Source organism: Nonlabens sp. (genome assembly GCF_047636915.1).
Lineage (GTDB): Bacteria > Bacteroidota > Bacteroidia > Flavobacteriales > Flavobacteriaceae > Nonlabens.
Genome location: NZ_JBLIGN010000008.1, coordinates 42,983 through 66,116, shown reverse-complemented (window position 1 = coordinate 66,116; position 23,134 = coordinate 42,983). Strand labels below are relative to the sequence as shown.

The following is a 23,134-nucleotide window of genomic DNA, read 5'->3' as shown; positions in this document are numbered from 1 at the left end:
AAAGGAATTCACTTAACGGCTTATTCCCCTTTGGGAAGTGGCGACCGTAGTGAAGGTATGAAGCAAGATAATGAGCCGAACATGCTGCAAAATGATACTATAACAACTATTGCTACAAAACACCATGCCAGCCCCGGACAAGTATTGATCCATTGGAGTGTCAACCGTGGCACAGCCGTTATTCCTAAATCTACGAATGAAGGTCGTATCAAAGAAAACCTAGCATCAGACTCCATACATTTTGACAAAGAAGATCTCAAAAACCTAGCGGCTATGAACCAGCATTATCGTTATGTCACTGGAAAGTTTTTTGAAGTTCCAGAAAAAGGATATGCTTCTATTTATGATGAGTAGGTAATTTAAAATCTATGAAAAGCTACTTTTCTGTAAATTTTTATAAAGACTTCTATTGATTCTATTTTAAGTGGCACTAATGATGATGTAAATTAAAATGAGGAAATACTTGCACACAATCTATTAAGTCGTGCAGCGCCGGGTTTTGAATTAGAAGAACCTCATATAATTCTCAACGAATTATTCCATGAAACATTAAATAAAAATATGAGGTCTGTCCTTAGTCAGACTGCTTCTGGACCGACGGAAAGACGGTGAATTTGAGTATGTTCTAAATACAGATAACGTTCATAAAATGGCTTTTTCTTGCCACATTATCAGTTTTATAAGAAGAATATTTATGAGTGTTACTATAATGACTCACAACAGACGATTCTGTAATATCAAAAAGGAACATATTTGTAATGAATTTGAAGTATTTAAGAAATATACTTATACGTATAGCGAGAACAACTTATTGATAAGCGTTCTTATGGCTAGTGATTATAGATTAGAGGAACGTTATGTTCGTTATTATCCTAATGGAACGTTGAAAGAGTTGTATTTTAATTCTCAACAAAGAGGTACGGAAGTTAGCTTTTCAGACACCAGCTATTATGATGATGCCCATTTTGAAAACGTTAGTAGATCGGAGCGTAATTTTGCTTCATCGAGTTACACCTATCCTTATGATGATGAAAAAAATCCATTTAAAGGTTTTATGATAAGCTGAGATACTTACCTGCCTTATATAGGTCCAACTTACTTATCTAAAAACAATACGGTTGAATAAATAGTAAATAACAGAAATATTCATAACCAAGAATTTTCTTATCACTATTTGTTTAATTATATAGGAAACGCGAGACTGAACTATTATTCTGATGCTGAACCAAACCAAAATAACTTTACTGGATATTTAGTAAATTAATAAGTAATAGGTAGTATGCAGTAGGCACTGTACTAATTTAAGATATCCCAAAATCAATTTAGTTGAATCAGATGTATGGGTTCCTCATTTATAAAATATTCGTGATTAAAAAGGTCCTACTAGAAAACAAAACTCCCGATTTCAACTTATCGAAATCAGGAGTTTATTTATATAGTCTTAATTCTTACTTGGCGATATTGACAGCTCTGGTCTCTCTTATCACGGTTACTTTCACCTGTCCTGGATAGGTCATATCCGTTTGGATCTTTTGTGAGATTTCAAAAGATAGTTGTGCCGCACGATCATCATTGATGTTTTCGCTCTCTACCATTACTCTTAATTCCCTTCCAGCTTGAATCGCATACGCTTTTTCTACACCTTTAAATCCAAAGGCAATTTCTTCTAAATCTTTTAATCTCTGGATATAAGAATCCAACACTTGTCTTCTTGCTCCTGGACGAGCACCGCTTATCGCGTCACATACTTGAACTATAGGAGAAAGTAAAGAGGTCATCTCAATCTCATCGTGGTGCGCTCCTATTGCGTTACAAACTTCTGGCTTTTCACCATGCTTTTCAGCCAGTTTCATACCTAATATTGCGTGAGGAGTTTCATCTTCTGTTTCAGGCACTTTTCCAATATCGTGAAGAAGACCCGCTCGTTTAGCAAGTTTTGCATTAAGACCTAACTCTGCAGCCATAGTTCCACAAAGTTTTGCTACTTCTCTACTGTGTTGTAATAAATTCTGTCCATAAGAAGAGCGGTATTTCATACGCCCTACCATTTTGATCAATTCTGGATGCAATCCATGAATTCCAAGATCGATTACCGTGCGTTTTCCTACCTCAGCAATTTCTTGATCAATTTGCTTTCTAGTTTTCTCAACTACTTCTTCAATACGCGCTGGGTGGATACGTCCATCGGTAACTAATTTATGCAGTGATAAACGGGCTACTTCTCTACGTATAGAATCAAAACAAGATAATATAATCGCATCTGGAGTGTCATCTACTATAATTTCTACACCAGTTGCTGCTTCAATCGCACGTATGTTGCGCCCTTCACGACCTATAATACGTCCTTTAACATCGTCACTCTCTAGGTTAAAAACAGATACACAGTTTTCTACCGCTTCTTCTGTACCTATGCGCTGAATGGTATTGATGATAACTTTCCTAGCCTCTTGAGTAGCGGTAAGTTTTGCTTCCTCAATGGTAGTCTGTATGATTCCCATCGCTTCTGTCTTTGCTTTATCTTTTAAAGACTCCACGAGTTGCTTTTTGGCATCTTCACCAGACATACCGCTTATTACTTCTAGCTGTTTGATTTGTGATTCATGCAACCTATCTACTTCTTCCATGCGTTTATAGACGGACTCTCGCTTACCTTCTACATCTTTAAGCTTGCTTTCCAGCGACTGGCTTAATTTTTTTCCTTTGGCTAATTCATTAGAGACAGTGGACTCTTTATCCTTAGTGCGTTTCTCTGCATCTTTCATTTTCTGCTCCCTAGACATAATTTCTTTTTCATGCCTAGATTTTAATTCCATAAATTTCTCTTTACCTCTAAAGAGTTTTTCACTAGAGATTTTCTCTCCTTTTGCTTCTGCTTCTTTGAGCAGGGACTCAGCATTCTTTATAGCTGACGCGACGAGACTCGATGCCTTGCCTTTTTCAACTATTGATTTTGCTATAAAGAAGCCTATTAATAAGCCTAGTATCAGCGCCACGATGGCGTATATAATTATTTCTGTCATTGGATTTTGGATATAAAAAAACCTGCACAAGTTTGGGTTTTGAATGAACTCCTTAAATTAAGTATAAGGTTAACTGACTGATCAAGGATCCGGCTCATAGGTCCGGCTTGCTTTTACAATCACGACTCACCTTTTTTAAAGAAATACGTGTTGAGTTCACCAAAAAATATTAACAAGTGCAGGTAGTAACTGTTATGTTTAAAGAACGACTATGATAGTTGCTTGTCGAGCAACAGGTTAAGAACATTCAACTGTTCTTTGGCCTGTTCCACATCGGCACTATCATCTATGGTAATTTGCTCCGCTTTTGCAGCAAACTGTAACGCGCACATAGCAAGGAGATCTTGTTTATCTCTCACCGCATAGCTTTGTTCCAGTTGCTTCATCATGACTTCTATACTTTTTGCTGCTTTACGCAAACCTTCTTCACGAGAAGGATCTATGGTTAGTGGATAAACCCTATCAGCTACTGAAATTTTTATTTTAAGTTTATCTGCCACTATTATGTCAATTGAGCAATACACTGATCGATCTCTCTGATCAATGCACTTATTTTGAGCTTAGTTTTTGTTTTGTAATCGTCACTACCCAGCATTGCATTTGCAGTTTTAAGCGCCACATTTCTATCTTCACTTTCTTTAAACGCTGTAATAAGGGCATTATTTTCTTTCTCAAGTTCAACAATGCGTTCCTCTTTATCACCCCTTTGCGCCTTTAATCTAGAGTTTTCAGATAGTAAAGACTTGATCTTTAATTCTATTTCAGAAATCTGAAAAGATAATGTAGGCATACTGACAAATTAAATGCTGTAGATACAAATTTAAGATTCCATTTAGATAAATCAACTATTTATGGAACAAAGTTTGAAAAGCTTTGTTATAACAGATAACTCCTTATATATTTAGGTTATGATAAGACACTTCTTTTTTTTTCTGGCAGTATTTTTATTGATGTCTCGCTTGGGCGAAAGCCAAACGATCAGTAATCTTCCTCAAAATTATTTTGCAAATCCGCTGGATATAAATCTGAGATTGAGTGGCACTTTTGGCGAACTAAGATCCAACCATTTTCATAGCGGTCTGGATATCAAAACAAATCAGCGCACAGGTGCAAAAGTTTATGCCACAGCGTCTGGCTACGTAAGCCGTATTAAAATTGAGCGTTATGGTTATGGAAAGGCTTTGTACATAACGCATCCTAACGGTTACACCAGTGTATATGCACATCTTGAAAAGTTCTCACCACGTATAGAAAAATATCTTAAGAAAAAACAATACGAGAATGAAGCGTACACCATTCAATTATTCCCTACTGATTTAGAGTTGAGAGTGGATCAAAGTGAGGTAGTTGCTTACAGCGGTAATTCTGGCGGTAGCGGTGGGCCACACCTGCATTTTGAAATTAGAGATAGTGCTGCAAGACCTATTAATCCATTAATAATGGGAATAGAAATTCCAGATACCAAAAGGCCGCTGGTGAAACAAATTAAAGCCTATCCTTTAAACGAAACCTCTACCGTAAACGGAAAAAATAAAGCAAAACTTTTAAGACTGATTCCACTTAAAGATGGTAAATTTAAAGTTGAGGCATTCCGTGCTTATGGAGAAATAGGCATAGGTGTCAATACGAGCGATCGACAAAATGGCGCTAATAATCAAAACGGAGCTTTCCACATCGAAACTTTTTTCAATGGCAGTAAAAATTTTGAAATAACCTTTGATCGGTATGCTTTTAATGAGTCCCGACACATCAATCAAATGATCGATTACGAACATTTTAAAAATACCAAAAGTCGCATCTCTAGATTATATATACCAAATGGGAGTCCATTGAGCATGTATCAAGACAACATCAATAAAGGAGTGCTGCAATTGTATGACAAAAACACCACTCATTCCTATAGCATAAAAATTGAGGATTTTAAAAAAAATCAGGTGGAGATTAATATGAATATTAAAAATGATCCTGCTCCAGATTCTATTCCATTTCCTAATGATGAAAAGCTCACTTTTATAAATCATAACCTTACCTATCATCAAAAAAACGGCCCTTTTTCTTTGATGATTCCCAAACATGCTTTGTACGAAAGTGAATTTCTCGATATCGCACAAAATGCAGATACCCTTAAAGTGCACCGTGATATTGTACCACTTCATAAAAACATGATTATTAGTTATGACATGAGTTCAAAGCAAAACGATAATATCAAACAGTATTATATAGGAAGAGTGACCGGTTGGGGAGCTGTCTATCATGTCAACACGAGAAGAAAAGGGAATATTCTTAGCGCAGCAACAAGAACATTAGGCACTTATGCAATAAGTAAAGATGATGTACCACCAACTATAAAGCCAGTAAACTTTAAAAACAAACAATGGATCACCAAGAATACAAGCTTAAAATTAAAACTAACCGATGAGGATACTGGAGTAGATGCTTATCGCGCAACGGTTAACGGAAAGTTCATTTTAACGGAATACGATTATAAAACTGGAGTACTTACACACGATTTTGCAGATGGTGTCGTTACTGATACAGAAAATGAGCTCCAAGTGATCGCTACAGATAATGTGGGAAATAGCACTACATTTGAAGCTACATTTTATCGCAAAAGCTAAACCGACAATTTGAAGAATTTCTTACTATTTATTGCGCTACTCGCCACCAGTTTTATGTATGCTCAAGAGGCTATTATTCAAGGAATTATACTTGACGAGAACAACAAACCCCTTACAGATGTTAATATAAATGTACTGGGAACTACTCTAGGTACAGCAAGCGACAAGACTGGATTTTATAGACTGGTTGTTCCTGCAAATCAAAAGCTTACCATTGTATTCACATCGGTTTCGTACAAATCTGCTACTATAAAAGATCTAGAACTCGATGGTAAAGCTCCTCTAGAATTTAATCCTGTCCTCAAAACAAATATTGAACAAATTACTGAGGTATTTATTAATAACACTCGAACCAAAGAATTTGCTGGTATTATTAATATAAATCCTACCATAGTAAGAGCTATTCCCGGAGTGCAACCTGGTGTAGAAAATTTATTAAAATCCCTTCCAGGAGTTTCCTCTAACAATGAGCTGAGTACACAATATGCTGTGCGTGGCGGTAATTTTGACGAGAATTTGGTCTACATCAATGAGATTGAAGTATACCGTCCTTTTTTGATACGCAGTGGACAGCAAGAAGGATTGAGTATTGTAAATGCCGATTTAGTGCGCAGTGTAAACTTCAGTGCTGGTGGTTTTCAATCTAAATATGGTGATAAATTGAGTTCTGTTCTCGACATTGATTACCGCCGTCCTACTGAATTTGGAGCAGGAATAGACGCTAGCTTTTTAGGTGTTAATGCTTTTGTAGAAGGTACCGCTTTCGCGAAAGCAGCAACAGGAATATTAGGAGTGCGGTACAGAAACAACAGTTTATTTGTAAATTCCCGAGAGACTGAGGCAATCACAAGACCGGTATTTATAGATGCACAAACCTATCTAACCTATCAATTAAGTCCCAAATTTGAATTGAGTTTCTTAGGAAACATTGCGATCAATAGCTACGAATTTGAACCGCTTACTTCACAAACAAATTTTGGAACTGTAAATGATGCGCAGGCTTTGCTTATAGATTATGACGGTGGAGAAAACGATCAATATGAAACCTATTTTGGCGCCATGAAAGCCAGTTATGATGTCAACAAGCTTTTGAACTTGCGATTTATAACCAGCGTTTACCATACACAAGAGCAAGAACATTTTGATATTTTAGGTCGTTACCGTATCGGAAGGCCCAACACAAATATAGGTGGCGATGATCTCGGAGAAGTAGATTTTACTCGTGGCATAGGCAGTGAATTAGATCACGGACGTAATGACCTGGATGCACTTATTGTTAGTTTAGAACACAAAGGAACACTAGAAATCGATACAGGAAAAAAGGAAAATGATCAGCTGGATTGGGGTTTGAAATTCAATTCTGAAGATATAAGAGATCGTTTGAGAGAATATACAGTGATTGATAGTGCTGGTTTTAATATAAGACCGACATCCGTTTCAGCAAATGACCAGCCGTATTTTTCTTATGTAGCTCCTTTAGATTCTTTTGAGACGGTAAGTGCCGATAATGATGTACAAGTCATCAGGTTGCAGGCGTTTGCTCAATACAGCAGTCGTGGTTATCTAGGAGATCATGAAGTTTACTGGAACGCTGGTGTGCGTTCTCATACCTGGAATGTAAGCGGCCAAGATATTGCAAGTACAACTCAAACAGTTTTTTCACCTCGTGGTCAAGTTGCTATAAAGCCCGCTTGGAAAAATAACAACATGCTTTTTAGGTTCTCTACAGGTTGGTATGATCAACCACCATTATATAGAGAATTACGCAACCAACAAGGAGTTGTAAATCCTGATGTAAAAGCGCAGAAATCAGTTCATTTTGTTCTAGGTAACGATTGGAGTTTTGACTGGATGGCAAAAGACGGTAAGAACAGACCTTTTAAATTAACAAGTGAAGCTTATTACAAAAACCTGACTGACGTAAATACGTACACGCTTGAAAATGTAAGAATTCGTTATCGAGCAAACAATAATGCAACAGCTTATGCTTATGGTCTAGATGTGCGTCTTGCGGGAGAGTTTGTAAAAGGAACCGAAAGCTGGATATCCCTTGGATACTTAAAGACGGAAGAAAACCTAGATGGTCGCGGTTTTATCGCCAGACCAACAGATCAAAGACTTAAAGTTGCTTTTCTATTCCAAGATTATGTGCCTAACATTCCTAATTTAAAAGCCTACATCAACATGGTGTACAGCTCTGGACTACCTGGTGGATCACCTAGCTATGCAGACCCTTACGACTTCAAATTCCGTTTAAAAGACTATTTCAGAGCAGATTTGGGCGTTCAATTTGTCCTCGTAGGTGATAAGAAAAAAGCAAAAGAAGGCAGCTGGCTTCAAAACTTTGAAGAATTTTCAATAGGAGCTCAAATCTTTAACATCTTTGATTATAACAATCAAATTTCTAACCTGTGGGTAAGAGATGTTGCCACCAGTGCTCAATATGCCGTTCCTGTACGATTGACACCGAGAGTCTTTAACTTGAGGTTGATCGCTAGATTGTAGTTGTTAGTCTTTGAGTCTAAATTTAGAAAACAGAAAGAAACAAGGTTTAATTCTGCTGATATTATTCTGATTTTTAATAAGCTGAAAACAAGAGATCCATTTCAATAAAGAAATTTTACAAGATCATTCCTTTAGAGAAACTTCATTTGAATCAAAAGAAAGCTTCCCTTTATTCATAGGAAAACAGATCACCGAAGAGCAAACAAATAGATGGTGACGTGCTAAATAAACTGCTGTTTGACTACTGGATTCTATACAAATTTGGGCAACGTTTGTTTCTTTTGAAACACCCTTTTTAGCCAAATTTTCTGGAGTGACAAAATGGAGTTGAAATTTAATAAAAGAGCCCTAAATAACTGATTATAAAGGCACTATTCATTTTCAAAAGGAACACCGATGGGAATGAATAATCAGGGTTTTTGGCATTTAAAGATTTATACCGCTATACCCTCTATATATTCTTTCAATATACCGACCACATATTCTAACTCTTCTTTTGTATTGTAAATAGAAAAGCTAAAACGCAAACTAGGCTTATTTAAGTCTTCTTCGGTAAGAACGTTAGTTAATACATGCGACCCTTTTTGAGAACCACTCTGGCATGCGCTTCCCTTAGAACAAGCAATTCCTTTTAAATCCATCGTAAACAATAGCATCGCAGCCTTATCTGCTGGGCATGGTAAGCACACATTTAGTAAGGTGTACGTACTGTTATCGTGATCGTTACAATTTCCGTTAAATTTTACTCCAGGAATATGAACTTCTAATTGCTCTTTAAAATAATTCTTAAGATCCAACACAAAGGCGCGATCTTCTTCTAAAGTATCATAAGCCATTTGCATAGCAAGATCCATTCCTACAATATTGTGTACACTTTCTGTCCCTGCTCTGATCCCTCGTTCTTGAGAACCACCTAGGATAAGAGGTTTCAAACCAGTTCCTTTTCTTATAAAGGCAAAACCGACTCCCTTAGGACCGTGAAACTTATGCGCAGACACCGCTGTGAAATCTACTGGTAATTTGGCCAAATCCATTTCATAATGTCCTATAGACTGTACACAATCGCTATGAAACAAGGCTTTGTATTTTTTACACAAAGTTCCTACTCGATCCATATCTAGTTTGTTCCCTATCTCATTATTGATATGCATCAAAGAAACTAGCGTTTTTTTATCACTAGAGGAAAGCAATTGTTCTAGATCTATATAGTTAGGTGTACCGCATTCCTTCAATTTTACATGAACGACTTCGGTTCCATATTTTGCTGCACAGTGCTCTACGATATAAATTACGGCATGATGTTCTATAGAAGTAGTAATGATGCGTTCTACTCCTAAATCGCGCACACAACTGTGAATAGCAAGGTTGTCGGCCTCAGTACCACCAGAGGTAAAAATAATTTCGGCAGCCGTGACCTTAAGTTGAGCTGCTATATTCTTGCGCGCCGTTTCTATAAGTGATTTTGCACTGCGACCGTAACTGTGCGTAGAACTTGGATTCCCATGTACTTCGTTCATTACTTCAGTCATTCTTGTGATGACTTCTGGTCTCATTTGTGTGGTTGCTGCGCTATCTAGATAAACTTGTCTCATACTACAAAAATAGATTATTTACAATAAAATTTACCCTTTAACGCTTTAATATGATTGACTACTTTTGTGATTATGAAAAAACTACTCTACCTTATATTCCCTATAGTTTTACTAGGCTGTGATGATGGAGACATCATTACTAACGACTTTGATTTTGAAGATGCTTCTGTAGAGGCGTGTAATCCTACTGCGGTGAATTCAACTAGCAATAATTTTGTTTTTTATAAAAACGAAAACACCAACTTTGAAAGCTTGGTTCTACAAATTCAAACTAGTGATGCCATTTTAATTACCGCTGGAGAGTACGATGGATACCTTATATCTAACGGCACCAATTCCTTTGAATACCGCAAGTTCAACGCCGCTGTTGGATCTGATTACTATTGCAACAACATACCACCTAGTTCACCAGTAGTTACTGAGGTTTACAGGGCATTTTCTGGTGAAATATCAATAACCACAGAAACACGGAGTCAAGATGATCATGATGGTATCCCAGCGGAGCAGGAAGGTGCCATATTTGTGGACGGTGTTATCGATCTAATAGCGACTACTCAAGACTCTGATGGAGATGGAATACTAGATTACTTGGATAGTGATGATGATGGTGATAATGTTCTGACCATTGATGAAGGTGTCGTTCTAGATGCCAATGGCATAATTGATCCAATTGCAAGTCGCAATACGGATAGGAGCATAGAAGATGAAAATATTTTAAATTATCTAGATCCTGATGATGATGATGATGGTGTTCTTACCATTAATGAAGATATAAATGGCAATCTTGATCCAACAGATGATCATACATCAAGCGGTATTGCTAATTATTTAGTTTTTTCTTCTAACCCAGAAATAGCAAACCCGATCATAGAGGAATATCGAGAACACAGCATTAAAAGAATTAATCAATTGTCCATAAACATCACAAATTTGAGTTTACAAAACGATAGAGAGGAAATTATTTTTACGACCTATCCTTTTGGCGAGTATAGAACAAGCGAGTTGTTATTGAAATGCACACCAAATTTCATACCTGTTACAGGTTCTGAAGTATGTATATTTCAGTAGCTCCTTTTCCATACTTTTGATAATCGGCATCATAGAATTTAATCTGATCGTAGCGGCGAAATAAATAGTTGAGTTCTTCTTTAAGCACCCCTTGACCTACGCCATGGATAAAAACAAGCTTAGGAACACGGTTTTCTATCGCCCATTCTATTTTATGCCGCGCAGTATCTATTTGCAGATTGAGCTTGTCATAAGCATCCATTCCTCGCTCTGATTTCACCAACTGATGTAGGTGCAAATCTATCTCTACCGCAGGAATAAAAGCTGACTTTTTTCTAGAGATTTGTCTTGTTTTGGATCTTTTAAGAGCCGGTTCTTCTTTGCGAACGACATGAGATACTTTAAAAGGCCTATCTAATATAAGCTCTTTTTGATGGTAGGTTATTTCTATACCGTCATCTGTTAAGATAGTTATTTGTTCGGCTTTCGCGAAAGCTACCACACCACCAAATTCATCATCTAGTACCAGCACACGAGTTCCTTTTTTAAACTGAGACATGAGTTTATTCGTCTTTTTCTAATTCTTCTTCTTCTTCTTCTTCTAAGTCTTTGGCTAAATGATCATCCCTATGAGCCACCCAATGATTACTCGCTCGATAAGCACCAAACATTATACATATAAGTCCTACAACCTTAAAATAAACAGATATGAACTCATTAATGACAGAATAAAGTAAGAATACAGCCCCTAATAGTATCACAAAACCGTTTATCAGTTGTTTAATATTGTTTTTTATCGGCATTTTTATTATATTAGTCTTTATTATTGCTGCAAATCTATAAATATATTCAAAAGAAATAAAATGTAGCGTCCTAATAATTTACTTTTGGATCATTAAGATAGTATTATGAAAAAATTTATATATTTATTTTCGATTGTTTTCACTTTCCAAATGTCAACAGCTCAGCTAACTGTCAAAGGAGATCATTTTATTTATTCCAAAGGAACGGATATATTCGTAAAGGAAGAAATCAATTTAGAAGACGCTGACTCTAAACTTTATTTAAGAGAAGAAGCGCAACTTATGCAAGGTATTAATACCCCTAATGAAGGGGCAGGGCTTATTTCTTTATTTCAAGAAGGAACCTCAAACGAATACAGTTACAATTACTGGTCTTCACCAGTAAGCAATCAAAGCACGGGTGTCGATGGTAATGTTGGTTTTAGCAACTCACAAATCAAATATCCTACAGTAGATACTGGAGGAGCGATAGCTCCCACCACAACAGATTATACTACTACATTTGGAGACTCTCAAATATTAGGTTATAGTACACAATACGGTCAGTCAGATGACGGTAGTATAAATGGAACACCACTGCGCATAGCTGGTAGATGGTTATGGACCTATGACAGTGGGGGAAATGCAACAACTGGTTATGCAGGTTGGAGTATTTTTAATGGAGCACAAACAAATAAATCTGGTTATGGTTTCACTATGAAAGGAGTGATTGATAATGGAACCCTCAACAACGGCACTTTTAACGCAGCTACTGGACAACGATATGACTTTAGAGGTCGCCCGAATAACGGTACAATCTATGTAGGAGTGGGAAATGACAACGCGACACTTGCTGGAAATCCATATCCAAGCGCTCTGGATCTTAAGAAGTTTATAGAAGTAAACGCCGGTAATCAAGGTGGGTTATCGGTGAATGATGTTAAAATGGATCCATGGGTAGAGTTTTGGGAGTCTCAAGAAGAAAGTTCTCACATGCTAACCAGCTACCTAGGTGGTTATGGCAGGTATGTCCCATTGGGTTTTGCTAAAGAGCTTTTGACAGGAGAATTCACCACAACTGGGACGTATCAAGAAGCCGTGTTTAGAAGAACAAATAATGATGGAACTATCAATCTATCGACACCAGTAGGAGGACCACCAAATCCTCCAGGAGGACCTTTAGGATCAACTAATGGCAATATAAATCCTGACGGTAAAAGAAGGTATGTTGCTATAGGTCAAGGTTTTTTTATATCAAGGACCAATACAGATGTATATTATTCTGAAAACATTAATGGGATACCTGATGCTTTTGAGCAAGCTGCTACAACAAATATTTCTCCTGGTATAAATGGTGGAATCCTTGGACCTGGCATTACAGGAGAAGCAATTGAATTTAACAACAGCATGCGAGTATTTCAAAGAGAAGATGGAGATACTTCATTATTTAAAGTTGCTCCTGGCAACACTGATCCACAAAACACAATAGCAGCAAGTCAAATTCCTAAAATGATCATTAATGTAGTCCCTAATGGACTTTATGCGAGACCGTTGAGTTTTATCTTTGACGACAGTACTTCTCAAGATTATGATTATGCTTGGGAAGGTCCCATATCAGGAAGAATCAATACCGATGCCTATATTCAAATAGGGACTAGTGGTGAATATGGGCTTTCTTCACAAGCTTTTGATGAAAATATGGCAATCCCATTAGGGATTCAAGTAGCTAGCTCTTTTACCGCTCCTATAGATGTTGAGTTTGAAATCGCATTTATGGCTAATTTTGACCCAGCACATGTTTACCTTCACGACTTACAAACAGGAACGTATCACGACATCAAAGCGGGAAACAAAACATTGTTAATTGAATCAGGTCACTACACAGATCGCTTTGAAATCACATTTAAAGACACTTCTAGCACATTGGGAAGTGACCTAGTAGAAGCAACTAATTTTGATGTCTTTCAAAATAATGGAACTAGAAAACTTAGCGTTTTAAATCCAAATCTTAAAGAAGTTACAAAAATATCTCTGTACGACCTTGCTGGTAGATTAGTCTTCTCTGAAAAGCTATCAACAGCTCAAACCAGTTATATTTTTGATACCGCTTCTCTGTCTAGTGCGATTTATATAACTAAAATCACCACTCAGGATAGTAAAGAAACTACTGTAAAAGTAAGCGTTTCCAACTAATATGAAATCAATTCTCATAGACGATAGCTGGATGCTGCCTTGTATGAGCAAACAATTAATAGGAATGGATTGTCCTGGATGTGGAATCCAGCGGTCCATTTCTTTTTTACTTGAAGGTAATATTTTCGAATCTTTTCTCCTATATCCTGGATTATTCCCAGGAATTTTTTTGTTCTTTTTTCTTATTTTTGACTGGTTTAAAGATATTAGAAACGGTGAACAAATTAAACTGTGGGCTACGGTGATAACCATAGGCACGATTCTTACTAGTTATTTTATAAAAATGGCAATTCATTAAAAATTATGTAACATTGTGAAGAAACCAACTACTAACTTTTAAATTTAACAACAACCCAACCATGAAAAAATTAAATACAACCCTTGTTTACATCCTATCTGTGGCAGGACTTTTATGTTGCTGGCTATACGGTATTGGAACTATTGCAGCGATTATAGCTCTTGTGGTAGCCTCTAAAGAACTTAACAAATACAACACAAATCCAGATGAATATGTAAATGGTAAAACAATGAAAACAGCTAAAACTGTAGCGATAGTCTCTCTAGTTGTATCTTTAATAGGTTTATCGATATTCATTTATGCCACTCTTAACGAATGTGAATTCTATCAGTGGATCTATGATTGGTCTATAGAAAATGGTACGCCAGAAGATCAACTGGCTCCTATGTTAGATGCCATGGAAGAATCTGGATGTATATAATTGACATTTTTACTAAAAAAGGAAAGCTAGCGCTTTCCTTTTTTTTTCACAATCAAAAATAAATTAACATGCAAAAATTAAATACAACATTAGTATACATATTATCTGCGGTAGGTTTTATATGCTGCTGTTTCGGAATTGGATGGATACCTTCCCTAATAGGCCTTTTTGTAGCTCGTTCTGAAATTAAAAAAGCCAGTATTAATCCTGAAGAATACACCAACTTAAAAGCGATGAATAGTGCAAAAATTGTGGCTATTATTGCTCTAATAGTATCACTGCTGTTTACGGCATTTATTATTTATCTCTACTACATGATTTCTAATTCACCAGAGTTTGCCTGTGAATTTTGGAGTAAATTTGTAGAAGGAATGGAAGGTAATCCAAGCGTTACAGAAGACCAGCTAAGTCAGTATATAGAAATGAGAGACACTGCCTGTTCTGGATTATAATAGAACACTTTATACTTAAAAAAGGGAAAGCTAGCGCTTTCCCTTTTTTTGTTCTACTCCTCGAGTTCCAACCTTATTTGTGAAACTTACATATCTCAAAAATTCATACCTATCTCTTTCGCTTCAACACACACCGTGCTGCAAAACAAGGAAGAGCATATATAATCATTTCCTTTAGAAAGGAGTTTTAATAGAATAATTACCTAGTTACAATGCAAAATCTACTTGTACCAATTTGCTTTTTAACTTTCATTAAGGAATCTGAATTGTTTTTTGTGCTCCTGAACAAAAAAATATAACCATAGTTGCGCCACATTTCTATTATTATAAGAAATAAGAGTGAAAATTAAACTCATTAAATCCGACATTTAAAAAGTAAATTAACTCCTCCTAAACGGGGACCATAACCGCTTGTAAATATAAATGACGATAACTACAAGTACTATTAGAATCAGATATTTATGAATAAGGACGACTCTAAATGGGTGATTTCTAAATTTAGAAATCCATTCAAAGACACCTACTAGAAATCCACAAGGCAATAGAAAAAACAATAAGGGATTATAATTATAAGCCTTTTCTCAATTTCCATTCTATAAAGAATGAACTGCTCGTTGTGATCCACAGCCAGAACAATAATAACCTGTTAGTTGTTTACTAGAGCATTGAGGGGAAAAAAGAAGATCCTTCTGGATGGTGATTTTTAAATACAAAAAATGCGGTGCCGATCAAGATCAATGCACCGCATGTAATAAGTACTCTCTTCCACTGAATAAAGTTTGACATAGTCATGTAAAACAGGTGTTATTTTCTCTGTATGCCTTACCTAAAAAGGACGCAGTCCCTATAATCTTCGTTTCTAAAATAAAAGAATTTTTCCTTCTATGGAATTCTGAACTTAAACACTCTAAGAATCCGCCATCAGCGATTGCTGCAAGAACCCCTATAAATGCAAAACAATCAACCATACACCGGCAGTTACTGCAGCTACTATGAACCAATTTTTTGCGGTATTACGAACACTTATAGCTCCTTAAAAATCTCCCGACCTGTGTTTGCTTTCTACTTGCGAGCTATAAAACATAACAACAACTCCAAAACCTAGCAACATAATATGGTAACTGTTACCGATTCGGTCAGCCAAAGTTTGGAAGGAGAACCATCAGTGTTTCGATAATTATATTGTGGTGTACTGAGGCTGTTTTTGTTGTTCCATAACTTTACCTCATTTTAAATCGAAATACCATACACCAACCACAGCTTTAGTTAAGCCTAACTCGCCACACAAGCTATGCTTCCATTATTCGACTTCACAAATCTAAAATATTTGGATTTATTCAAAAGTTAATTTAGAATAAGTTAATGCTATTCAAATTCTTTTAAAGTTTTAATTATTATTGCTATACACTCATCAAGTTGTCCTTTAGTCATAACAAGAGGCGGCGCAAATCTAATAATGTTCCCGTGAGTAGGTTTTGCAAGCAATCCATTATCTCTCAACCTCAAACAGATGTTCCAAGCGGTCTCACTATCTTCTGTATCGTTAATAACAATGGCATTCAACAAACCTTTCCCTCTAACCAGAGTAACCGTGTCTGTTGTATCGATGTATTTGTTGATTTCAGATCTGAAATAAGTACCTAAGGCACGTGCATTTTGGATCAAGTGCTCATCCTTCACAACCTCTAATGCTGCTATTGCAACGGCTGCAGCCACAGGATTACCACCAAAAGTAGAACCGTGCTGACCAGGTTTAATTACGTTCATTACCTCATTATCTGCAAGTACGGCACTTACCGGATAAGCTCCACCGGATAATGCTTTTCCTAATATTAAAATATCAGGACGCGCGTAAGTCGCCTCTTGACGTTCACAATGTGCGTCACAGCTGCAATCACCACAAACAGCTAGCAAGCCACCAGTTCGAGCGATACCCGTTTGAATCTCATCTGCTATAAACAGTGCATGGTGCTTTTTACAAAGATCGCGAGAGGTTCTCATGTAATCGTCGTGAGGTGTAAAAACGCCTGCTTCTCCCTGAATAGGTTCAATTAAAAATCCTGCTACATTTTCTTCTTGCAATGCTTTCTCTAAAGCAACCGTATCGTCATAGGGTATTTTTATAAATCCAGGAGTATAAGGACCAAAGTTCTTACGGGCACCTTCATCATTAGAAAACGAAATAATAGTAGTCGTACGACCGTGAAAATTATTTTCAGCTACTATAATTTTTGCAGCGTGCTCCTCCACTCCTTTTTTCTCATAAGCCCATTTACGAGCAATTTTTATGGCCGTTTCTACCGCCTCAGCTCCAGTATTCATGGGCAACACCTTGTCAAATTGAAAATACTCTGTCATGTATTTTTCATACAGACCTAATTTATCATTGTGAAATGCTCTTGATGTAAGCGTCAAGGTTTGTGCTTGATCATTCATAGCATTTACGATGGCAGGATGACAATGTCCTTGGTTTACAGCACTATAAGCACTTAAGAAATCATAATATCTCTTACCGTCGACATCCCAAACATAAACACCTTCCCCTTTTTCAAGTACCACTGGTAATGGATGGTAATTGTGTGCTCCATGCTTATCTTCTAGTTTTATATATTGTTGTGCTTTGCTTTGTGTATCCACGCTCATATCGCTGCTATTATTCGTTTCCTGCAATTTAATCATTTCAATTACAGCATTATAATAATAAGCTTTAAGAATTTGTGAATTTCTTAAAGAAAATCGATAATCTTGGCTATTCAAAGGATCTTAATAGAAATCATCTCGGTTCCTAATTTAAAATGGACAACACAAACATGAAAGAAACTACTTTAAACTATAGAATTAAAAATTGTAGCCCGCTTTTGTACTGTTCAATTTTAAAATTTAAGAATAGCATCATCTGCAAAACAGAATCGAGGTACATCTAAGATTCTGTTTATTATCATCGTAAAATGGACAAGAAACCACCAATTGACACAAGACATTTTAAAGCCAAATAAAGATACATAATCAAAACACCTAGGTTTCCGAATTTTCTGCTCTTTCTTTTTCCTTTTCTCTGCGTTAAAATTTACAACCCTAACATAAGCTATGCTTGAAAGTTTATGCCTTAACAAAAGAAAAAATAAATCCGCTAAATTCTCCGAAAACCTAAATGCTTTGAGTATACCTATAGGTTCTTATAAATAAGCGATGGAAAAAAAAGAAAATAATGGTAAAAAATTGGATGCACGAAGTTTGTCTGTGCATAACTTGCCTATACGCAACATTAGTAAAATACGGAATCATCCATCTTTCAAAGCTCAATGATGCTTTCTGCTTACACAAAAATACGCGCGCTGCACTAGCGTTAACCGAGCCTGTCGAACTGTAGAATTAGAAAGAAAAACAGAAAATTTATTCCTGTAAATTAAAATACTAACTGATATAATTACATTAATTTTGAAACCTATGTCAAAAAGAAGAAAAAGAGCCCAAAAAACCTTTGAAAATGTACCAGTTGTAGATGCTGGCGCAAGAGGTAAAAGTGTTGCAAAAACAGAAGAAGGAGAAGTTATTTTCCTGACAGAAGCTGTCCCTGGTGATGTGGTAAACATCCAGACCTATAAGAAAAAGAAGTCTTTTTATGAAGGTCGTGTGACTAAATTTATTGAGCTCAGCGACAGAAGAGCAGAGCCAGTTTGCAAGCATTTCAACACTTGTGGTGGCTGCAAATGGCAGCACATGACTTATGAAAGCCAGCTGTACTTCAAGCAAAAAGAAGTGACAGAGAACCTAAAAAGAATAGGGCATCTGGAGCTTCCAGAAATAACTCCTATTGCTGGTTCTTCAGAACAATACCGTTACCGCAACAAAATGGAATTCAGCTTTTCGGCAAGCCGATGGTTAACATTAGAAGAAATTCAAAGTGACGTAGAAATTGAAGATAAAAAAGCGCTTGGTTTTCATATCCCAGGTATGTGGGATAAAATTTTACACTTGGACGAGTGCCATCTACACCCTCAAATAGGAGAAGATATTAGATTGAGTGTACACGCTTTCGCGAAAGCGGAAAACATAGCCTACTTCAATCCTAGAGAAAAATCAGGAACATTGCGAACTTTAATGCTCCGCATGTCATCAACAGGAGAGAATATGGTCGTTATCCAATTTTTCCAAGATAACGAGACACAAAGAATCGCCTTGTTGAATCATTTAAAAGAATCCTTTCCACAAATAACGTCATTGCAATACATTATAAATGAAAAAGCAAATGACACGATTTATGATCAAGATGTAATTTGCTATAATGGCCGCGACCATATCTTTGAAGAAATGGAAGGTTTGCAGTTCAAAATTAATGCAAAATCTTTCTATCAAACCAATAGTAAACAAGCTTATGAGTTGTATAAAATCACACGGGATTTTGCAGGTTTAACTGGAGAGGAACTTGTTTATGATTTGTATACAGGAACTGGAACTATCGCACAGTTTGTAGCCAAAAAAGCCAAACATGTGGTAGGAATTGAATCTATTCCAGTAGCCATAGAAGATGCCAAAACCAATGCGAAACACAACGGCATAGAAAACACTAGCTTCTTTGCAGGTGACATGAAAGAGGTCTTTACCCAAGACTTTATTGATGAACATGGACAGCCAGACGTAATCATTACAGATCCACCGCGCGATGGAATGCATAAAGATGTAGTAGCACAATTGATTAAAATAAGTGCCGAGCGCATTGTTTATGTAAGTTGTAACAGTGCAACACAAGCACGAGATCTTGCGTTACTAGAGGAGATATATGCGATTGTAAAAGTGCAACCCGTAGATATGTTTCCTCAAACACATCATGTAGAAAATGTGGTTTTACTAGAATTAAAAAAATAGCAGGTTATGAAAAAACTATTTTGGGTAATCGCGATTGTTATAATTACGTGTTCTTGTAGGGAAAATAAAGAAGCACCTAAAATAGCCCAGCCAGTGGTTATATCTGGTAATGTACAACTGAGGGATTCCTTAATTCTAGAAAAAATTACTATTTATGGCTTTGATATGTGGACTAAACTACCCTTTCAACAGGATGCGATAATAAATGATCAGGGCGACTTTACTACTTCTATCGATTTCACAAGAGCAAACACGCTGACTTTCTACGGGAACAATAGCTTTCAAATTCTGGCTATCCCTGGTGATAGTATTACCGTAAATTATACAGAGAGTAAAGATCCAGATGCTTTTAAAAACAGTATAAAATTCAGTGGTAAAACAGCAACGACTCAAAAGAAACTTCAATCATACCTAAATGGAAATCCGCTTAAAACAGATGCTTTTTTTGAGGAAGGAAACCAACTGGATTATCGTGATTTAGAAAAATTTATAGAAAAAAATACAAAAAAGATTCAGGATTATTACAGTATATTTTTAAATGATAAGACCGTAAATAAATTCCTAAAAGATTATATCAACGCAGATAAGAAATTTGCTACCCTTAATATAAAAATGGACTATGCGTCTTATGCTAATTATTACGGTAAGGGAACACCAGAAATGAACAGCTCTTATTACGAGGACTTAAATAATTTACCCAAATTAGAAAAACAAGACCTAATAAATACAACTGCCGTAAATAACCTGTTGTATAATAATCACTCCTTTGATTCTAAAGAGATAGAACAAAAGGCTCCACAAGCAACCTCCATAGAAATAGATCAAACCATCATCGAAACGGCTATGAAAAAAGATAGTTATTTAAATCAGCATACCATTGCTATGTTAATTATGAGAGATTTGAATGATCATTCTACAAAACTTTATGAAAATAACGCTTCCTATATGGATGATTATTTTACAGGTTCTGATCTACTTCCTTTTATGGAACAGCAGTATTTTAAAACAAAAGATCTGTTAGAAAAACCACAAATCCCCTCCGAAGCTCAATTACTAACTTTTCAAAGTGACGATGCCTCAAAATTCATAGCAGAAATTGTTTCCAACGCAAAAGGAAAAGTGATTTACATAGACCACTGGGCTACCTGGTGCGGCCCTTGTAAAGCAGAGTTTAAAGAGGCTTCCCCTGCACTTCACGAGAAGTTTAAGGAAGAGGTAGAATTTATTTATTTATGCCATGAGAGTAAAGAAAATGGGTATATACCTTCTATTGCAGAATTTAAGATCAAAGGCAAACATTATTTCCTGACTACAAAGCAAGGTAGAATTGTTCAAAAACAAATAGAACTGGAAGGGTTTCCTACCTACACTATTTTTGACAAAAAAGGAAATCAAGTACTTTCTGATTACATACACAGACCCAGTTATGGCCCAACTTCAGCTATTTTATCAAAGCTGATTAATGAAAAGGAAGTTAACCTGAAAAACACACTAAGTAATTATAATGAATAGATTTTATACTGTTTTTTTAATTCTTACCGCAACAATTCTCTTCAACAGTTGTGAAAAGGATGATTTGTGCACACCGGATCAAGCGGTGACGCCTAGGATGGTCATTGAATTCAAAGATGCATCGAGCCCGTCAGAAAATAAAGCGGTAGATCGCATTCAAGTGCAAGAAATAGGAAGTAGCGATTTTGCTCCATTAGACAGCACTGGTTCGACCTCTCTTAATGACACAGAAAGCATTTCTATCCCATTGCGTACAAACAGTAGCACTACCAGTTACAAATTAGTTCTTACCGAGGACGGCACTATAAATTCTGACCATATAGATTTCAACTATGTTTTAGAAGAAGAATACGTAAGTAGAGCCTGCGGCTTCAAAATCATTTATAACAACTTATCATTTGAGCAAATAGCAGAATCTACGGGAACGCAATGGATTCAACAAGCTGTTGTAGTACTAGAAAATGTAACTAATAATACAGACATTCATGTTCAAATATTACATTAGTATAGCAGCTATTTTGACTTGTTTTCTAAGTACTGCGCAAGGCGAAAACGAGATCAAAAAAGACAGCATTATCTATAAACAAACCTATGGTTTGCGCACGGGAATAGATCTTGCTAGTTTAATAAGAACCAGTATCGATGACGAATATACTGGCTTTCAAATTCTAGCCGATTATAGACTGTCCAAACGTTTGTACGTCGCCGGAGAAATAGGCAATGAATCACTCGACAGAAAAAGTGAACGTATAGATTATAAGACTTCAGGCTCTTTTATAAAAGCTGGTGTAGATTATAATATGTATCAAAACTGGCTGGACATGGACAACATGATATATGCGGGTGCCAGATTAGGTTATGCAAACATGTCTCAAACACTACACAGATATGATTATAATACAGATAACAATTACTTTCCTGTTTACACTAATGTAGTGGATAGAGAGTTCTCTGGGTTGCATATGATATGGTTAGAAATCCAATTAGGAATTAAAGTGGAAGTTTTAAACAATGTATACCTCATCGCAAACTTTCAATTAAAACACCAACTAACAGAAAAAACACCTGATAATTTTGATAATCTTTATGTTCCAGGCTACGGAAAAACTTTTGACACGGGTAACATAGGCGTAGGATATTCTTATGGAATCATGTACCGCATTCCGTTTTTTAAGAAATAGGAAGAAGATTGAATCTTGTTCGATATTCCATTAGTTGTGAAAAAACATATGATATAAAACCTATGAGCAAATAAAAAAACACTTTTTTATATAATCATAATCAACACAAACTACCGACAAATCTTTGTGAGTCTGAGAACAAAATCGATCGGGCTACCATAAATGAGAAAGAGAATAAAACTAAAAAGCCTTTCCACTGGTGAAAAGGCTTTTTAGTTTTAGTAAAATAGCAGTTTTACTCTTCTTCTTCTAGAGTTCCTAAAAGATCATTAGTTTGAAGAATATTATACCATTGCACTATTTTTTTTATATCACTAGCATAAACACGCTCTTCATCATAATCAGGAAGTATTTCATTAAAATAAGCTTCTAGCTCTTTTTTACCCGATTTATGGCTGATAGTAGGGCCGTTGGTTTCCTTTTCTGCTATTTTTTTAAATACTTCTTTTAAGAGGATTTCTTTTGTATAAGTATAAATAGAGATGTCTTTTAACACACTCACATTATGATTAATACCTACTATAGAAGTTTTTTTATCTAATAAGGATTCTACTACAAAACCACTTTTGGCTTTATTCTTTAACTGATATAAACCTGGCTTTCCCGTAACAGAAAGTATATTTTCTAAAGTCATATTTTCTTTTTTTAACAGTCACAAATATATAGAATTACAATCAATACCATCA

22 protein-coding genes and 1 other RNA gene are annotated in these 23,134 nt (G+C 36.1%); 13 read left to right on the top strand and 10 right to left on the bottom strand.

The annotated features are described in order from the left end of the window. Together ACJAT0_RS02800 and ACJAT0_RS02795 are read left to right on the top strand one after the other, a co-directional pair. A partial coding sequence (locus ACJAT0_RS02800; protein ID WP_415180417.1) for an aldo/keto reductase occupies positions 1 to 354 on the top strand: 354 nt, incomplete at its 5' end. Positions 355 to 694: 340 nt separating this feature from the next. Then, entirely contained in the window at positions 695 to 1,066 is a 372-nt protein-coding gene (locus ACJAT0_RS02795; RefSeq protein WP_415180416.1) for a hypothetical protein, read from the top strand. A gap of 382 nt (positions 1,067 to 1,448) precedes the next feature. Here the strand turns inward: ACJAT0_RS02795 and rny are convergent, their stop codons facing one another. The 4 genes from rny to ACJAT0_RS02775 all read right to left on the bottom strand — a co-directional run bounded on the left by rny (position 1,449) and on the right by ACJAT0_RS02775 (position 3,810). Then, positions 1,449 to 3,020 carry a ribonuclease Y gene (gene rny / locus ACJAT0_RS02790; RefSeq protein WP_415180415.1) on the bottom strand — a complete coding sequence of 524 codons (1,572 nt, stop codon included), beginning with the start codon at positions 3,018 to 3,020 and terminating at the stop codon, positions 1,449 to 1,451. A gap of 45 nt (positions 3,021 to 3,065) precedes the next feature. Continuing rightward, a non-coding RNA gene (gene ssrS, locus ACJAT0_RS02785) (6S RNA) lies at positions 3,066 to 3,176 on the bottom strand. Positions 3,177 to 3,229: 53 nt separating this feature from the next. After that, a complete protein-coding gene (locus tag ACJAT0_RS02780) occupies positions 3,230 to 3,520 on the bottom strand; it encodes a cell division protein ZapA (RefSeq protein WP_415180414.1) in 291 nt (96 codons plus the stop codon). 2 nt (positions 3,521 to 3,522) lie between these two features. Then, positions 3,523 to 3,810 carry a hypothetical protein gene (locus ACJAT0_RS02775; protein WP_374003712.1) on the bottom strand — a complete coding sequence of 96 codons (288 nt, stop codon included), beginning with the start codon at positions 3,808 to 3,810 and terminating at the stop codon, positions 3,523 to 3,525. A 118-nt stretch (positions 3,811 to 3,928) separates the two neighbouring features. On the opposite strand from ACJAT0_RS02775, the gene ACJAT0_RS02770 reads away from it, so the two are divergent. Continuing rightward, complete coding sequence (locus ACJAT0_RS02770; RefSeq protein ID WP_415180413.1) at positions 3,929 to 5,638, top strand: M23 family metallopeptidase; 1,710 nt, start codon at positions 3,929 to 3,931, stop codon at positions 5,636 to 5,638. A 9-nt stretch (positions 5,639 to 5,647) separates the two neighbouring features. After that, complete coding sequence (locus ACJAT0_RS02765; RefSeq protein ID WP_415180412.1) at positions 5,648 to 8,143, top strand: carboxypeptidase-like regulatory domain-containing protein; 2,496 nt, start codon at positions 5,648 to 5,650, stop codon at positions 8,141 to 8,143. A 434-nt stretch (positions 8,144 to 8,577) separates the two neighbouring features. On the opposite strand, the gene ACJAT0_RS02760 is transcribed toward ACJAT0_RS02765, so the two are convergent. Beyond that, on the bottom strand, positions 8,578 to 9,735 hold the full coding sequence (locus ACJAT0_RS02760) for a cysteine desulfurase family protein (protein WP_415180411.1): 1,158 nt from the start codon (positions 9,733 to 9,735) through the stop codon (positions 8,578 to 8,580). A 72-nt stretch (positions 9,736 to 9,807) separates the two neighbouring features. Between ACJAT0_RS02760 and ACJAT0_RS02755 the strand changes: the two genes are divergently transcribed. Next, positions 9,808 to 10,803, top strand: coding sequence for a hypothetical protein (locus tag ACJAT0_RS02755; protein WP_415180410.1), 996 nt, complete (start codon positions 9,808 to 9,810; stop codon positions 10,801 to 10,803). Here ACJAT0_RS02755 and ACJAT0_RS02750 read toward each other — a convergent pair. Both ACJAT0_RS02750 and ACJAT0_RS02745 read right to left on the bottom strand, forming a co-directional pair. Further along, positions 10,772 to 11,302, bottom strand: coding sequence for a Smr/MutS family protein (locus ACJAT0_RS02750; protein ID WP_415180409.1), 531 nt, complete (start codon positions 11,300 to 11,302; stop codon positions 10,772 to 10,774). The two genes, ACJAT0_RS02755 and ACJAT0_RS02750, sit on opposite strands and share 32 nt — an antisense overlap. Before the next feature lie 4 nt (positions 11,303 to 11,306). Continuing rightward, the gene (locus ACJAT0_RS02745; RefSeq protein WP_415180408.1) at positions 11,307 to 11,504 is read right to left on the bottom strand and encodes a hypothetical protein; all 198 of its coding nucleotides are present in this window, start codon (positions 11,502 to 11,504) and stop codon (positions 11,307 to 11,309) included. 147 nt (positions 11,505 to 11,651) lie between these two features. On the opposite strand from ACJAT0_RS02745, the gene ACJAT0_RS02740 reads away from it, so the two are divergent. The 4 genes from ACJAT0_RS02740 (at position 11,652) to ACJAT0_RS02725 (ending at position 14,889) form a co-directional block, all read left to right on the top strand. After that, on the top strand, positions 11,652 to 13,718 hold the full coding sequence (locus ACJAT0_RS02740; protein WP_415180407.1) for a T9SS type A sorting domain-containing protein: 2,067 nt from the start codon (positions 11,652 to 11,654) through the stop codon (positions 13,716 to 13,718). A gap of 1 nt (position 13,719) precedes the next feature. Further along, entirely contained in the window at positions 13,720 to 14,016 is a 297-nt protein-coding gene (locus ACJAT0_RS02735; protein ID WP_415180406.1) for a DUF2752 domain-containing protein, read from the top strand. Positions 14,017 to 14,077: 61 nt separating this feature from the next. Continuing rightward, a complete protein-coding gene (locus tag ACJAT0_RS02730; RefSeq protein WP_415180405.1) occupies positions 14,078 to 14,437 on the top strand; it encodes a CCC motif membrane protein in 360 nt (119 codons plus the stop codon). Between the two features lie 68 nt (positions 14,438 to 14,505). Next, a complete protein-coding gene (locus ACJAT0_RS02725; RefSeq protein WP_415180404.1) occupies positions 14,506 to 14,889 on the top strand; it encodes a CCC motif membrane protein in 384 nt (127 codons plus the stop codon). A gap of 593 nt (positions 14,890 to 15,482) precedes the next feature. Here ACJAT0_RS02725 and ACJAT0_RS02720 read toward each other — a convergent pair. After that, on the bottom strand, positions 15,483 to 15,602 hold the full coding sequence (locus ACJAT0_RS02720; protein ID WP_415180403.1) for a DUF2752 domain-containing protein: 120 nt from the start codon (positions 15,600 to 15,602) through the stop codon (positions 15,483 to 15,485). A gap of 652 nt (positions 15,603 to 16,254) precedes the next feature. Next, positions 16,255 to 17,532: an ornithine--oxo-acid transaminase gene (gene rocD / locus ACJAT0_RS02715; protein WP_415180421.1), complete on the bottom strand. Its 1,278-nt coding sequence runs from the start codon at positions 17,530 to 17,532 to the stop codon at positions 16,255 to 16,257. Positions 17,533 to 18,336: 804 nt separating this feature from the next. Between rocD and rlmD the strand changes: the two genes are divergently transcribed. From rlmD to ACJAT0_RS02695, 4 genes are read left to right on the top strand one after another with little or no spacing between them, the layout of a single operon-like run. Continuing rightward, the gene (gene rlmD / locus ACJAT0_RS02710) at positions 18,337 to 19,755 is read left to right on the top strand and encodes a 23S rRNA (uracil(1939)-C(5))-methyltransferase RlmD (RefSeq protein WP_415180402.1); all 1,419 of its coding nucleotides are present in this window, start codon (positions 18,337 to 18,339) and stop codon (positions 19,753 to 19,755) included. Between the two features lie 6 nt (positions 19,756 to 19,761). After that, positions 19,762 to 21,267 (top strand): TlpA family protein disulfide reductase, encoded by a 1,506-nt coding sequence (locus tag ACJAT0_RS02705; protein WP_415180401.1) that lies wholly within the window; start codon positions 19,762 to 19,764, stop codon positions 21,265 to 21,267. Next, positions 21,260 to 21,772 (top strand): DUF6452 family protein, encoded by a 513-nt coding sequence (locus tag ACJAT0_RS02700; protein ID WP_415180400.1) that lies wholly within the window; start codon positions 21,260 to 21,262, stop codon positions 21,770 to 21,772. Before ACJAT0_RS02705 ends, ACJAT0_RS02700 begins: the two co-directional genes overlap by 8 nt. Continuing rightward, entirely contained in the window at positions 21,753 to 22,448 is a 696-nt protein-coding gene (locus tag ACJAT0_RS02695) for a DUF6048 family protein (protein ID WP_415180399.1), read from the top strand. Before ACJAT0_RS02700 ends, ACJAT0_RS02695 begins: the two co-directional genes overlap by 20 nt. A gap of 235 nt (positions 22,449 to 22,683) precedes the next feature. Here ACJAT0_RS02695 and ACJAT0_RS02690 read toward each other — a convergent pair whose 3' ends face one another. Continuing rightward, a complete protein-coding gene (locus ACJAT0_RS02690) occupies positions 22,684 to 23,082 on the bottom strand; it encodes a DUF5606 domain-containing protein (protein WP_415180398.1) in 399 nt (132 codons plus the stop codon). Between the last annotated feature and the right edge of the window lie 52 nt (positions 23,083 to 23,134).